The sequence below is a fragment of the Motiliproteus sediminis genome (assembly GCF_017912535.1).
In the GTDB taxonomy this organism is placed as follows: Bacteria; Pseudomonadota; Gammaproteobacteria; order Pseudomonadales; family Balneatricaceae; genus Motiliproteus; species Motiliproteus sediminis.
Genome location: NZ_JAERQK010000006.1, coordinates 116,574 through 131,066, shown reverse-complemented (window position 1 = coordinate 131,066; position 14,493 = coordinate 116,574). Strand labels below are relative to the sequence as shown.

10 protein-coding genes and 3 tRNA genes are annotated in these 14,493 nt (G+C 58.7%); 3 read left to right on the top strand and 10 right to left on the bottom strand.

The genetic code is table 11. The features are described from left to right. Positions 1-3 precede the first annotated feature (3 nt). From fusA (JJQ76_RS12145) to fusA (JJQ76_RS12135), 3 genes are all read left to right on the top strand, one after another. Positions 4-2,100 (top strand): elongation factor G, encoded by a 2,097-nt coding sequence (gene fusA, locus JJQ76_RS12145; protein WP_210397123.1) that lies wholly within the window; start codon positions 4-6, stop codon positions 2,098-2,100. A gap of 30 nt (positions 2,101-2,130) precedes the next feature. Further along, complete coding sequence (tuf, locus tag JJQ76_RS12140; protein ID WP_210397122.1) at positions 2,131-3,354, top strand: elongation factor Tu; 1,224 nt, start codon at positions 2,131-2,133, stop codon at positions 3,352-3,354. 179 nt (positions 3,355-3,533) lie between these two features. Then, entirely contained in the window at positions 3,534-5,624 is a 2,091-nt protein-coding gene (fusA, locus tag JJQ76_RS12135; protein WP_210397121.1) for an elongation factor G, read from the top strand. 251 nt (positions 5,625-5,875) lie between these two features. On the opposite strand, the gene JJQ76_RS12130 is transcribed toward fusA (JJQ76_RS12135), so the two are convergent. The 10 genes from JJQ76_RS12130 to JJQ76_RS12085 all read right to left on the bottom strand — a co-directional run bounded on the left by JJQ76_RS12130 (position 5,876) and on the right by JJQ76_RS12085 (position 14,432). After that, positions 5,876-7,939, bottom strand: a complete 2,064-nt coding sequence (locus JJQ76_RS12130; RefSeq protein WP_210397120.1) for an EAL domain-containing protein — start codon at positions 7,937-7,939, stop codon at positions 5,876-5,878. A gap of 304 nt (positions 7,940-8,243) precedes the next feature. Further along, positions 8,244-8,318 (bottom strand) — tRNA-Gln (locus tag JJQ76_RS12125). A 7-nt stretch (positions 8,319-8,325) separates the two neighbouring features. Continuing rightward, positions 8,326-8,402 (bottom strand) — tRNA-Met (locus JJQ76_RS12120). A 62-nt stretch (positions 8,403-8,464) separates the two neighbouring features. Next, the gene (gene ychF / locus JJQ76_RS12115; RefSeq protein ID WP_210397119.1) at positions 8,465-9,556 is read right to left on the bottom strand and encodes a redox-regulated ATPase YchF; all 1,092 of its coding nucleotides are present in this window, start codon (positions 9,554-9,556) and stop codon (positions 8,465-8,467) included. A gap of 48 nt (positions 9,557-9,604) precedes the next feature. Next, the gene (pth, locus tag JJQ76_RS12110) at positions 9,605-10,192 is read right to left on the bottom strand and encodes an aminoacyl-tRNA hydrolase (RefSeq protein WP_210397115.1); all 588 of its coding nucleotides are present in this window, start codon (positions 10,190-10,192) and stop codon (positions 9,605-9,607) included. Positions 10,193-10,217: 25 nt separating this feature from the next. Further along, positions 10,218-10,799 carry a 50S ribosomal protein L25/general stress protein Ctc gene (locus tag JJQ76_RS12105; RefSeq protein ID WP_210397113.1) on the bottom strand — a complete coding sequence of 194 codons (582 nt, stop codon included), beginning with the start codon at positions 10,797-10,799 and terminating at the stop codon, positions 10,218-10,220. Between the two features lie 90 nt (positions 10,800-10,889). Beyond that, entirely contained in the window at positions 10,890-11,831 is a 942-nt protein-coding gene (locus tag JJQ76_RS12100; protein ID WP_210397111.1) for a ribose-phosphate pyrophosphokinase, read from the bottom strand. Between the two features lie 59 nt (positions 11,832-11,890). After that, positions 11,891-11,965, bottom strand: a tRNA-Gln gene (locus JJQ76_RS12095). A 111-nt stretch (positions 11,966-12,076) separates the two neighbouring features. Then, positions 12,077-12,679 carry a lipoprotein insertase outer membrane protein LolB gene (gene lolB, locus JJQ76_RS12090; RefSeq protein WP_210397109.1) on the bottom strand — a complete coding sequence of 201 codons (603 nt, stop codon included), beginning with the start codon at positions 12,677-12,679 and terminating at the stop codon, positions 12,077-12,079. A 1-nt stretch (position 12,680) separates the two neighbouring features. After that, positions 12,681-14,432, bottom strand: a complete 1,752-nt coding sequence (locus JJQ76_RS12085; protein ID WP_210397107.1) for a tetratricopeptide repeat protein — start codon at positions 14,430-14,432, stop codon at positions 12,681-12,683. Positions 14,433-14,493 lie beyond the last annotated feature (61 nt).

The following is a 14,493-nucleotide window of genomic DNA, read 5'->3' as shown; positions in this document are numbered from 1 at the left end:
CCCGTGGCCCGTAAAACACCTCTTAACCGGTATCGCAACATTGGTATCTGTGCCCATGTTGACGCCGGTAAGACAACAACTACGGAACGCGTACTGTTCTACACCGGTCTGTCGCACAAGATCGGTGAAGTTCACGATGGCGCTGCGACCATGGACTGGATGGAGCAGGAGCAGGAGCGGGGTATTACCATCACTTCTGCTGCGACCACCTGTTTCTGGTCAGGCATGAATCAGCAGTTCGATCAGCATCGCATCAACATCATCGATACTCCCGGGCACGTCGACTTTACCATTGAGGTCGAGCGTTCCCTGCGGGTACTGGATGGTGCGGTAGTGGTTCTGTGCGCCTCCTCCGGGGTGCAGCCGCAGACTGAAACGGTCTGGCGCCAGGCTAACAAATATCATGTGCCCCGCATGGTTTTCGTCAACAAGATGGACCGTGCCGGTGCCGACTTCTACATGGTTGTTGACCAGTTGCAGAAGCGTCTGGGCGCCGTTCCGGTGCCGATCAATATTCCGATCGGTGCCGAGGACGAGTTCAAGGGCGTGGTCGATCTGGTCAAGATGAAGGCCATTCTGTGGAACGAAGCCGATCAGGGCATGACCTACGACGAAGCCGAAATTCCGGCTGATCTGCAGGCGCGCGCTGGAGAGATGCGCGAGCAGATGATGGAAGCGGCGGCCGAGGCCTCAGAAGAGCTGATGGACAAGTACCTCGAAGAGGGCGAACTGTCGGCTGAAGAGATCAAGGCCGGTATCCGTCAACGCACCCTGAACAACGAGATCGTGCCGATGCTGGCCGGTTCTGCGTTCAAGAACAAGGGTGTGCAGGCGATGCTGGATGCTGTTGTCGAAATGATGCCATCGCCGCTGGAAGTCAAGGCGATCGAAGGCACGCTGGACGATGGTAACGACACCGTTGCCACCCGTCCCGCTGACGACAAGGCGCCGTTCGCGGCGTTGGCGTTCAAGATCGCGACCGACCCGTTCGTGGGTACGCTGACCTTTATCCGCGTTTACTCCGGTACCTTGAAGTCCGGTGATGCGGTGTACAACTCGGTCAAGCAGAAGAAAGAGCGCGTCGGCCGTATGGTGCAGATGCACTCCAACAACCGCGAAGAGATCAAAGAAGTACTGGCGGGTGACATCGCGGCCACTATCGGCCTCAAGGATGTGACCACCGGTGACACTCTTTGTGCACTGGACGATGTGATCGTACTGGAGCGGATGGAGTTCCCCGAGCCGGTTATCTCCGTTGCGGTGGAGCCGAAGTCTCAGCCTGATCAGGAAAAAATGGGTATCGCACTGGGCAAGCTGGCTCAGGAAGACCCCTCTTTCCGCGTCGAAACCGACGAGGAGTCCGGTCAGACTATCATCTCCGGTATGGGTGAGTTGCACCTGGATATCATCGTTGACCGCATGAAACGCGAGTTCAAGGTGGAAGCCAACATCGGTAAGCCCCGTGTGGCCTATCGTGAGAAGATCAAGTCATCGGTTGATGCCAACCATAAGTTTGCGCGTCAGTCCGGTGGCCGCGGCCAGTATGGTCACGTGGTGATCGAGTTCTCGCCCTCGGAAGAGGATGGCTTGGAGTTCGTCAACGAAATCGTGGGTGGTGTGATTCCCAAGGAATACATTCCGGCGATTGAGAAGGGCATTAGCGAGCAGATGAAAAACGGCGTTATCGCCGGCTATCCTCTGCTGGGGCTGAAGGCTCGCCTCTATGACGGCTCGTTCCACGAAGTGGATTCCAACGAAATGGCATTCAAGATCGCGGCTTCTCAGGCTCTGAAGAAGTACGCAGTTCAGGCGGACCCCTGTCTGCTGGAACCGATCATGAAGGTTGAAGTTGTGACTCCGGAAGAGAACATGGGTGATGTCATGGGCGACCTTAACCGTCGTCGCGGCATGATCCAAGGTATGGAAGACACTCCTTCCGGCAAGGTCATCAACGCTGAAGTACCGCTGGGCGAAATGTTCGGTTACGCTACCGACCTGCGCTCCGCGACTCAGGGTCGTGCGACCTACTCCATGGAGTTCCTGAAGTATGGCGAAGCGCCGCAGAATGTTGCCGACGCTATCATCAAATCTGAATATTAATTGAATACGTAAGCTAAGAGGCTAATAACCGTGTCTAAGCAAACTTTTGAACGTACTAAGCCGCACGTTAACGTTGGTACTATCGGCCACGTTGACCACGGTAAAACCACCCTGACTGCTGCCCTGACCCGCGTATGTGCGGAAGTTTTCGGTGGTACTGCAGTTGCTTTCGACGGCATCGACAACGCTCCTGAAGAGCGCGAGCGTGGTATCACCATCGCGACCTCTCACGTTGAGTACGATTCCAACGCGCGTCACTACGCGCACGTTGACTGCCCCGGCCACGCTGACTACGTCAAGAACATGATCACCGGTGCTGCCCAGATGGACGGCGCGATCCTGGTTTGTGGCGCGACTGACGGCCCGATGCCGCAGACTCGTGAGCACATCCTGCTGTCTCGTCAGGTGGGTGTTCCTTACATCGTGGTCTTCCTGAACAAGGCTGACCTGCTGGCTGAAGACTGTGGCGGTGCCGACAGCGAAGAGTACGCCGAGATGCTTGAGCTGGTTGAAATGGAGCTGCGTGACCTGCTGAGCGAGTACGACTTCCCGGGCGACGACACTCCGATCATTCCGGGTTCTGCCCTGATGGCTCTGAACGGCGAAGACGACAACGAAATGGGTACTACCGCCGTTAAGAAGCTGGTAGAGACTCTGGACTCTTACATCCCTGAGCCCGAGCGTGCCATCGACGGCGCCTTCATCATGCCGATCGAGGACGTATTCTCCATCCAGGGTCGTGGTACCGTTGTTACCGGTCGTGTTGAGCGCGGTATCATCCGGACTGGTGAAGAAGTGGAAATCGTGGGTATCAAAGAGACCACCAAGACCACTTGTACCGGTGTTGAGATGTTCCGCAAGCTGCTGGACGAGGGCCGTGCAGGTGAGAACATCGGCGCGCTGCTGCGTGGCACCAAGCGTGACGAAGTTGAGCGTGGTCAGGTTCTGGCCAAGCCGGGTTCCATCACTCCGCACACTACTTTCGAAGCCGAAGTTTACGTACTGGGCAAAGACGAAGGCGGCCGTCACACGCCGTTCTTCAAAGGCTACCGTCCGCAGTTCTACTTCCGTACTACTGACGTGACCGGTTCCTGTCAGCTGCCTGAAGGCGTTGAGATGGTTATGCCGGGCGACAACGTCCAGATGACCGTTGAGCTGATCGCTCCGATCGCCATGGACGACGGCCTGCGCTTCGCGATCCGCGAAGGTGGTCGTACCGTTGGTGCTGGCGTCGTAGCTAAAGTTATCAAGTAAGCCTGAGTGCTGAGCGTCGCGCTTCGGTGTGACGTTGGCGATGTTAAAGCCGCACCTCCCGGGTGCGGCTTTTTTGCATGGTCAATGGTGGTGAAATTCTCGCCATTGAACTACCGCCGCCGAGCACAATTTCCTGTATACTATGGCGCACTTTTCGCCCAGATAGATCGAGAAAACCCATGGCAGAGCTATCCAAATATCGCAATATCGGTATTTTTGCCCACGTTGACGCGGGTAAGACTACCACCACCGAACGTATCCTGAAGTTGACCGGTAAAATCCATAAGACCGGTGAGGTTCACGATGGCGAATCCACTACCGACTTCATGGAGCAGGAAGCTGAGCGTGGTATTACCATCCAGTCAGCAGCAACCACCTGTTTCTGGAAGGATCACCGTTTTAACATCATCGACACCCCCGGGCACGTTGACTTCACCGTTGAAGTTTACCGTTCGCTGAAGGTTCTCGATGGTGGCGTAGGTGTATTCTGTGGTTCCGGCGGTGTTGAGCCGCAATCTGAAACCAACTGGCGCTACGCGAACGAATCCGAAGTTGCCCGGATCATCTTCGTTAACAAGCTGGACCGCATGGGCGCTGACTTCCTGCGCGTTGTCGACCAGGTTGAGAACGTGCTGGGTGCCAACCCGCTGGTGATGACCCTGCCGATCGGTCGTGAAGACGAGTTCACCGGCGTGGTTGACGTACTGAACAAGAAAGCCTTCGTCTGGGACGACTCCGGCCAACCGGAGAACTTCGAGGTAGTGGACATTCCGGCCGACATGGTTGAGCTGGTTGACGAGTACCACGAGAAGCTGGTCGAGACTGCCGTAGAGCAGGACGACGACCTGATGATGGCCTATATGGAAGGTGAAGAACCCTCCATCGAAGATCTCAAGCGCTGCATCCGCAAGGGTACTATCGCGCTGGACTTCTTCCCCACCTTCTGTGGCTCCGCGTTCAAGAACAAGGGCATCCAGCTGGTGCTGGACGCTGTTGTTGACTATCTGCCGTCACCGACCGAAGTCGATCCGCAGGATCTGACCGACGAAGAGGGTAACCCCACCGGCGAAAAGGCGATTGTATCTGCTGACGAGCCGCTGCGCGCGCTGGCGTTCAAGATCATGGACGACCGTTTCGGCGCCCTGACCTTTATCCGGATCTACTCCGGTGTGCTGAACAAGGGTGACACCATCCTTAACTCCTTCACCGGCAAGACCGAGCGTATCGGCCGTATGGTGGAGATGCACGCTAACGAGCGTACCGAGCTGACCACCGCGCAGGCGGGTGACATCATCGCTGTTATCGGCATGAAGAACGTGCAGACCGGTCACACCCTGTGTGACCCCAAGAAACCCTGCACCCTGGAAGCGATGGTCTTCCCGGCACCGGTTATCTCTATCGCTGTGGCGCCGAAAGACAAAGGCAGCACCGAGAAGATGGGTATCGCTATCGGCAAGATGGTTGCTGAAGACCCCACCTTCGTGGTTGAAACCGACGAAGATTCCGGTGAAACCATCCTCAAGGGGATGGGTGAGCTGCACCTGGATATCAAGGTCGACATCCTCAAGCGTACTTACGGCGTTGAGCTGGTTGTTGGTAAGCCGCAGGTAGCCTACCGCGAAACCATCACCATGCCGGTGGAAGACTCTTACACGCACAAGAAGCAGTCTGGTGGTTCCGGTCAGTTCGGTAAGATTGACTACCGCATCCGTCCGGGTGAGCCGGGTTCCGGTTTCACCTTTACCTCCACGGTGGTGGGCGGTAACGTACCGAAGGAGTTCTTCCCGGCGATCGAGAAGGGCTTCAAGGGCATGATGGATACCGGCCCGCTGGCTGGCTTCCCGGTGCTGGACGTTGAAGTTGAGCTGTACGATGGTGGTTTCCACGCCGTTGACTCCTCTGCCATCGCGTTTGAAATCGCGGCCAAGGGCGCGTTCCGTCAATCCATGCCGAAGGCCGGCCCGCAGCTGCTGGAGCCGATCATGAAGGTTGACGTGTTCACGCCGGAAGATCACGTGGGTGACGTTATCGGTGACCTGAACCGTCGCCGCGGCATGATCGGTGGCCAGGAGCCGGGCAGCACGGGCGTGCGCATCAAGGCTGATGTACCGCTGTCCGAGATGTTTGGCTACATCGGCCACCTGCGTACCATGACCTCGGGTCGTGGCCAGTTCTCCATGGAGTTCTCGCACTACGCAGCATGCCCCAACTCTGTTGCTGAAGCGGTTATCGCGGCTGAAGCAGAGAAGAAAGCGGCCAAGTCCAAGTAATACGCCGTTTCGGCAGTTAAAAAACCCCGGCTGGTTCTACCGCCGGGGTTTTTTTGCCTGCGTATTCGGGGTATGGGCGCTGCTGATCGGCGCTAACGGCGAATGATGCCCTGCTAATTACGGCAGCGCCTGTGTGCGCGGCATTGCTGTGGTCCCTATCAGGGGCGGTTGTATCCGATTGAATCCGAGCCGGGAAGGGGGCGTGGTGGCAGGGTCTGCTGCCACCACGCCTTGGTGCAGCGGGTTTTGGTTTAACCGTCAGTAAAGAAGTCGTAGTCCATGCGTTCGCGTGGAGCTTGCAGATAGTAGCCCTGAATGTAGTGCACGCCGGAGCGGAACAGTTTGCTCATCACGTTGGTGCCCTCCACCAGAGGGGCGATAACCGTTTTCTCACCCAAGCGGAGCGGTTCGACCAGCTTGTCGAAGGCTTCGTGCTTGTCGGGGTCATCCAGCTCCTGGACAAAGGAGCCATCCAGTTTGATGTATTTGGCCGGGACGTGGCGCAGTACGTTTTCGGAGTCGATCGAGCTGCCGTAGTGCTTGATACAGGCGGTGGCATGCAGTTGCACCAAGCCCTGGGCGAAGATGTTGGCGTAGCGCAGGTAGCTGGACGCATCCGATTCGCTGAACTGGAAGATCAGGCTGTCGCCGGCTACGTTGTGTTCTTTCAGCTGATCACGAATCCAGTGCAATAGGCGCGGATCCTCCAGTGAACGGCCGGTCAGATTGATGAACAGGCGGTTCTTATGACCTTTGTTCTGCTCCTCGGCCAGCTGGCGGATGCTCTCTGCGATCACCCAGCGGTCCAGTTCGACGCTTACCTCGGCGTGATCCAGCATGGTCATAAACATGTTGGGCGAGATCTGGTTTTCGTCCTTGTCCAGCAGGCGCAGCAGTACCTCATAGACGCTTTCATGCTCGCCGCGCAGGCTGACCACTGGTTGGAATAGCAGCTTGAACTGATTTTCCTTGATGGCGTTACGTAGCTTTTTCACCGACAAGCCGTCGTCTTCGTCCTGCTCCACAGGAATGTGCAGGTGCACGCCGTTACCGCTCTTGTTCTTGCCTCGAACCGATTCGGACGCGGTTTGGGCCAGTCTCAACACTTCCTGGGCGCTGGCGGAGTCAGCGTTGATGGGGGTGACACCGATACTGCAGGTGGTCTGGATCTTGGCACCAGCCACTTCAGTGATATTGCGCTCGATGGCGTGACGGATCCGCTCCGCCACATCGACCGCTTTCTGAGAGTCGGCGTCGCCGTAGATGATGGCAAAGGCATCAAGGTTGTAGCGGGTCAGGACATGGGCGCGGTTGACCATTTTTTGCAGAATATCGGCCACGTCTCGCACGACAGCATCTGCGCCGTTAACGCCGATTTCGGCCTTCACGCCATTGAAGTTGTCGAGGGTGATATAAAGCAGATTCACTTCCTGATCGGCGCGCACGGCGGCCTGAACCGACTGATCAAGCCGTTTGGCCAGGAACACTTGGTTCTTGAGGCCGGTGACCAGATCCTGCTCTGCCAGCGACTCCATGGCAGCGTCTTCCTGCGGTGTGCGCACGATCACCTGGGTACAGAGAGAGCGTTCGAAGCGGGCTTGGCTCAGGAACAGGTTGGCCTGAAACTGGCTGCCATCCTTGCGCTTGGCCAGAAGATCCAGTTCGCGATTAACGCTGGGGTCCCGGTGGTACTCGGTGATGATCTCTTTTAAAGCACTGAGCTCCTCGCCGCTGGCCAGCATCTCGATGCTCAGATTGCCATAGGATTCGCTGCTATCAAGTCCCAGCAGTGCCTGAAATGCCGGGTTCATGTAGATGAAATGGTTCTGCTTGTCGATCAGCGTGATGGCATCGGTTGAGGAGTGCAGCAGCTCGTGGCAGCGCTTCTCGGACTCCACCAGCAGAAACTCGGCCTGACGCCGGCGGCGGCGGTTCTCCAGATGGTACAGTTCACGGCGAACCACCAGCGCCAGCAGCTCTTTCTCGCCGCTGGGTACCACCGCCGCGGCCCGATGCTTCAGGCCGTTCATGCGGTGGCAGGTGGCGTTGTCAGGGGCGATCACCACCACCGGGATATCTTTGCTGTGGTTCTTCACCACGTCGGCCAGTTGTTCCAGCGAGAGTGAGTCGTTCTCGGCGAACAGGATCAGGTCCCAGGAGCGCTCGTTCAGTTGCTGGCGCAGCTGCGCTTCACTGGCTGCTTGCTCGGCACGAGGGTTGAGCCGGGCGGCGCGCAGCAGGCTAACGGTCGGCTCCGAATCGCTGCTGGAGATTCCGGTGAACAGAATGTTGAGGTTTTGTCGCAGATTAGCCATGGCGCTGAAACTCGAATCCCTTGATTGGCAGGCCGTAAGAGAGGTTTAGATTACAGGTTTTGGAGCCAATATTCACCGACCTGAAGCAACAAAAAGCTATGGGGGTGACGGTAACGCGGCGACGAGAAAAGATGGCTGGGGTCGGAGGATGACTCAGCTTCGCCTCACTCTTCGGGTTGTCATCGCGGACGATGACAATGTGTCGCGATTTTGCTCGACTCGGCTTGTTGCTAGTGGTGCGCGGAAGCTCGCCAATCATCGGCATGAGTGGCTAGTTCAGAGTGAATGTAGAGTGCGGAAAAGATGGCTGGGGTAGGAGGATTCGAACCTCCGCATGACGGGATCAAAACCCGTTGCCTTACCGCTTGGCGATACCCCAGCAAAGATGGTGGCTATGGCGGGATTCGAACCTGCGACCCCATCATTATGAGTGATGTGCTCTAACCAACTGAGCTACATAGCCTCCGTTTGAGGCGCGAATTATTCCCGTTTGAGCCGGGCTTGTCAACACCTCAGGAAACGGAATTAAACGTTAAAGCGGAAATGGATTACGTCGCCGTCTTTGACGATGTACTCCTTGCCCTCCAGTCGCCATTTGCCCGCCTCTTTGGCGCCTTGCTCGCCCTTGCAGGCAACAAAGTCGTCGTAACTGACCACTTCGGCGCGGATGAACCCTTTCTGGAAATCAGTGTGGATGACGCCGGCTGCATGGGGTGCGGTGGCGTTCTGCTTCAGCGTCCAGGCGCGCACCTCTTTAACGCCAGCGGTGAAGTAGGTCTGCAGTCCCAGCAGCTTGTAGCCGGCGCGAATAACGCGATCGAGCCCGGGTTCCTCCATGCCCAGATCGGCGAGGAATTCGTTGCGCTCCTCGTCATCGAGCTCGGCGATCTCGGCTTCCAGTTTGTTGCAGATGGCGACCACTTCGGCACCCTCTTCGGCGGCCAGTGCCGTGACCTTGTCGAGGTGGGGGTTGTTGTCAAAGCCGTCCTCGTCAACGTTGGCGATATACATGGTTGGCTTGCTGGTGAGCAGGTTGAGAGGCTTCAGCTGGGCTTTTTCGTCATCGGTCAGGGGTAGCGAGCGTACCGGCAGGCCCTGGTCCAGATGCGGCTGCAGTTTTTCCATCAGCTCTTTGGTGCGAATCGCGTCCTTGTCGCCACTCTTGGCGATACGGATCACCTTCTGCAGCTGCTTCTCCACGGACTCAAGGTCTGCCAGTGCCAGTTCGGTATTGATCACTTCGATATCGGACAGCGGATCGATCTTGTTGGCCACGTGGATGACGTTGTCGTTCTCAAAGCAGCGCACCACGTGGGCGATGGCGTCGGTTTCACGGATGTTGGCCAGAAACTTGTTGCCGAGTCCTTCGCCCCGGGACGCGCCGGCAACCAGGCCGGCGATGTCGACGAACTCCATGGTGGTCGGCAGCACGCGTTGCGGCTTGACGATATCGGCCAGCACCTGCAGGCGCGGATCAGGCATGGCAACGACACCGGCATTGGGCTCGATGGTGCAGAACGGGAAGTTCTCCGCGTCGATGCCTGCTTTGGTCAGGGCGTTGAAGAGCGTCGATTTGCCAACGTTGGGAAGACCGACGATGCCGCAGTTAAAACCCATGGTGCAATCCTGTGTAGATGTCCGGTGAAGGTAAGGGCTGCCGGCTGATCACGCCTTGAAGCTGTGCAGGCGGGTCATCGCTTTCTGCAGCCCTTCGTTCAGTAATAGGGGTAGGGTCCGCAGCGATTCATCGATGCAGGCCTGTAGTTGTTCACGTTCGTTCTGGGGCGCTTTTTGCAAGACGTAGCCGGCGACCTGACGGGCGTTACCGGGGTGGCCGATACCCAGGCGCAAGCGCAAAAAACCGTTGCTGCCACCAAAGCGGGCGATGATGTCGCGCAGGCCGTTGTGGCCGCCATGGCCGCCGCCGCGTTTCAGGCGTGCGGTGCCGGGGTCGATATCGAGCTCGTCATGGGCCACCAGGATCGACTCCACCGGAATCTTGAAGTAGCTGGCAAGGGGTTGCACCGCTTGACCGCTGAGGTTCATGAAGGTGGAGGGGATCAGCAGGTGGACGTCGTGATTGCCGAGTCGCGCCTTGCCGTAGAGGCCGCTGAAGCGCTTTTCCGCTTGCAGGGTGCAGTGCAGTTCTTTGGCGAGCTGCAGAACGAAATCGGCCCCGGCATTGTGGCGGGTCTGGTCGTATTGTTGCCCGGGATTACCCAGGCCGACAATCAGTTGAACCGTCTCTGCCACAGTGTCGGGGCCCTGTTACGTCGCCTTACTTGCGCTTGGCGGTAACGGTAGCAACCGGCTGGTTGTAATCTTCACCCAGGGCCAGTGCCGGGATGACAACGCCTTCCGGGCACTTGACGTCGGTCAGGTGGATGATGTCGCCAACCTTGACGTTGAGCATGTCAACTTCGAGGTACTCGGGCAGAGCCGCCGGCAGACACTTGATTTCAACCTGGTTAACGATATGGGTCGCCTTGCCACCCATCTTCAGGGCTTCTGACTTGCCTTCGTTAACGAAGTGCAGCGGGACGGTGATCTTGATCGGCTGGTCGTCTTCTACGCGCTGGAAGTCAGCGTGCAGGATAACCGGCTTGGCGGGGTGACGCTGCAGATCCTTGAGGATCGCCTTGGTCTCGGTGCCATCAACATTCAGAGTCAGGATGCTGGAGAAGAAGGCTTCGGACTCCAGGTGCTTGATCAGGTCTTTCTGGACCAGCGACAGCGCCTGAGGCTCTGACTTACCGCCGAACAGGATCGCCGGCAGCTGGCCCGCTTCACGACGCAGGCGGCGGCTCGCACCTTTCCCCAGGTCGGAACGGGTTTGGGCATTAACTACAAATGCAGACATGATGTCTTTCCTTTCTATAAGGCCGGGGACTTGCGACCAGTGCACCCGACAGTTTCAAATGCCCCGAAGGGCGCGTTGTATCAGGGCCGGTTACAGGAACATGGCACTGATGGATTCTTCATTGCATACCCGCCGAATCGATTCGGCCAGCAGGTCTGACATGGTCAGCTGGCGGATGCGTTCGCAGGCAGCAGCTTCGCTGCTGAGCGGGATGGTGTCGGTCACTACCAGCTCGTCGAGGCTGGAATTATTAACGTTGCTGATCGCCTTGCCGGACAGTACCGGATGGGTGGCGTAAGCCACGACCTTGCTGGCACCGTGCTCTTTCAGTGCATCGGCAGCCTTGCACAGGGTGCCGGCGGTATCGCACATGTCGTCCACCAGGACGCAGGTGCGGTCGGTAACGTCACCGATGATGTGCATCACCTGGGATTCGTTGGCCTTTTCGCGACGCTTGTCAATGATCGCGAGGTCAGTGTCCAGTTGCTTGGCCACGGCGCGGGCACGAACCACGCCGCCCACATCCGGTGATACCACGATCGGGTTGTCGTAGTTCTGGGCTTTGATCTCGCTTAGCAGTACCGGCGAGCCATAGACGTTGTCTACCGGGATATCAAAGAAGCCCTGAATCTGGTCAGCGTGCAGATCGACGGTCAGAACCCGGTCGATACCGACGTTGGCCATCATGCCGGCGACCACCTTGGCGCTGATCGGCACCCGTGCCGAACGCGGGCGACGATCCTGGCGGGCGTAGCCGAAGTAGGGCATCACCGCAGTAATGCGGGTGGCCGAGGCGCGGCGCAGGGCGTCCGCCATGAAGATCAGCTCCATGAGGTGATCGTTGGTCGGCGCACAGGTGGATTGCATGATAAAAACGTCTTTACCGCGGACGTTTTCGTTCAGTTCAACTGCGATCTCGCCATCGCTGAAACGACCCACGGTCGCCTTGCCGAGAGAGATACACAGTTTCTGGACAACTTTGTCCGCCAGTTCCGGGTTGGCACTCCCGGTAAAGACCATTAACTTGGACACGCGAATTACCTTCTGGGCCGTGGAGGTAGGATCTGTTCAGGGGTTCCGCTAAATAAAGATGGCTGGGGTAGGAGGATTCGAACCTCCGCATGACGGGATCAAAACCCGTTGCCTTACCGCTTGGCGATACCCCAGCAATACCATCGTGCCCGAGGGCGCGATTTAAAGAGCGCGTATTTTGGTCGAAGGTGGGGCGGTTGTCAAACCCCTGCGGTGCCGGAATGGTTAAAAAATCGCCATCTTTTTCAGCTCTCGCCGGTACCCAGTTGCCAGCTCTTGAACACCAGTGTGAGCTTGAGCTGGTCACCGCGGGTCAGGATCAGTTTGGCCGGCAGTTCGGTACCGTTAAACTCGCGATATCGGGGGTAGCGGATGGTCCAGCCGCTCTGGTTCAGTTCGCTCAGGCGCTGGCGTTCGTCAAGCACTATGCGGTGAGGGCTGGCAGGTGCGGGTAAGCCCCGGATCCACCAGTTGACCTGATCAAGCGGAAAACTCCACCCCAGTCGCTGGTACAGCAGCATTTCAGGATTATCGGTTTCGTAAGGTTCTTCGCCGGCGATGAGCAGACGCAGTCGTTGGCTGGTGCCTTCGATATCAACCGCGCCGCGCCCCAGCGGGCCGGCCATGAAAATCCGATAGGCATCACCGTGCTGGGTCCAGTTGAGATTGGCGGCGTTGTTGGTGCCGTTGACCCGAACGGCAATCTTGCCCTGCAGCGTCCAGTGTTGCTGGGGCGCTAGCTGTTGCTGGCGCTGTTCCCAGGGCGTGACAGGGAGTGGCATGGCGGGCGGCGGTCGCGTGGCACAGCCGGCCAGCGCCGCGATCAGTAGTAGGGCCAGATAGCGCATGTCAGGGCTTGGCCGTAGGGGTGTCCTGTTGTACCGCGGCGACCGCATCCAGCAGCAGCTGGCTGTCCGGGTCGCGCTCAAGCGCTTCCTGCCAAACGGCCATCGCCTCCTGAGTGCGCCCCAGCGCCCAATACGCTTTGCCCAGGTGGGTGGCGATTTCGGGGTCGGGGAAGCTGGTGTAGGCGCGTTGCAGATAGTCCAGCGCGATATCCAGTTGACCCAGGTTGAAATGGACCCAGCCCATGCTGTCGAGAATGGCGGGGTCGTCAGGCTTCAGCTCCAGTGCGCGACTGATCAGCTTCAGCGCCTCAGGGTGGCGGTCAGTGCGGTCGGTGAGGCTGTAACCCAGCGCATTGAGTGCCATGGCGTTGTCCGGCTCCAGTTCGAGCAGGTGACGCAGGTCGCTTTCGAGCAGCGCCAGATCATCCAGTTGCTCGCCGAGCATGGCGCGGTTGTAGCGCAAGCGAGTGTCGTCCGGGAACTGACTGACGCCTTCGTTGTAGACCAGCATGGCTGCGTGCTTGAGGTCCTTGTCCGCCAGCCAGGAGCCTTCAAGGGCGTAAAGAGTTGCGGCGGCGGCGGGGTGCTGCTGACGCGCGGTACTGTAAATTTCGGTCAGTTGATCGCGGTCTTCGGGCTGATCGAGCAGGCGCCCGATTTCGGCTTGGCTGGGCAGCAGATAGGGAGCGTCGCTGACCCGGGTGTAGTGTGCCAGTGCTTCGGCGCGGTCCTCTCGCTGCTGGGCGATGCGGCCGAGGTAATAGTGCAGGGTGCTGTTGCTGCCAACCGCCATGGCCAGTTGCTCGAAGTAGCCCTCGGCGGCATCCAGGCGGCCGTTCTCCATCAGCAGGGCGCCGACATAAAAGGTCAGGTTGTGGTCGCCCGGGTGATTGGCGACCAGCAACTGTGCCTGTTGTTCCGCCAGCGGGTACTGCTGCTTTTCCAGTAGCAGGCGCAGGTACAGGGTCCGCATCTGCTTATGGTCTCGCTGGCGCAGCTCTTCGCGCAGATGGCTGAGGGCGGTGTCAACATGGCCGCTGCGCGCTTGCAGATCTGCCTCCAGCAAAATGGCGCGGTCGAAGTCCGGCTCCTGGGCAAGGGCGTCCTGTACCAGTGTCAGTGCCGGCTCCAGCTCCGGCTGCAGGCGCAGCAGGGCCGCCTTGGTGTAGAGCCAGCGGGGTTGTTGCGGCTGTTCGGTTAGCAGCTGGTCCATCAGTTGGCGATAGGCGTCCAGCTCTTCGGCGCTCATTTTCTCAACCCGCTCGACCAGTACGTCCACCACCGGGGTGTCGTTAAGGCGCAGCGCAGTTTCCAGCAGCGGTAGCGCGCGCGCGTGGTCGCCCCGCTTGATCAGCTCGCCAGCCGCCAGGCGGTAGGGGGCAGGATTGGCCGGCTCGATGTCGGCCCAGATCAGGGCGGCGCGCAACAGACTCTCGGTATCTTTGAGCTGCGCGGCGATATGCGCCGCGTGGCGGGTAATAGCGACGTCGCGGGTCCGTTCCGCTTCTTGCAGGTAGTTATGTAGCGACACTCGGGGCAGGCCGCGCTGGCCGGCGATCTCGGCGACCAACAGGGCATACAGGGTTGCGGGTTCGAAGCTGCCTTGGGTCGCTTCAGACGCGGCGCTGGCAGCCGGTGGCTCGGCCGCGGGAGCAGGTGCCGGCGTCGGTGATTGCAGTCCCGAACAGCCTGCCAGCAAGGCGAGGGTCACGGCGGAAAGGGCTTTGGACGAGGTGCTGAACAAACTACGCAACGATCGATTCCTTGCTCCGGAGAATGGCCTAACTATAAGCGGCTTTGACGGGATTGTCAGT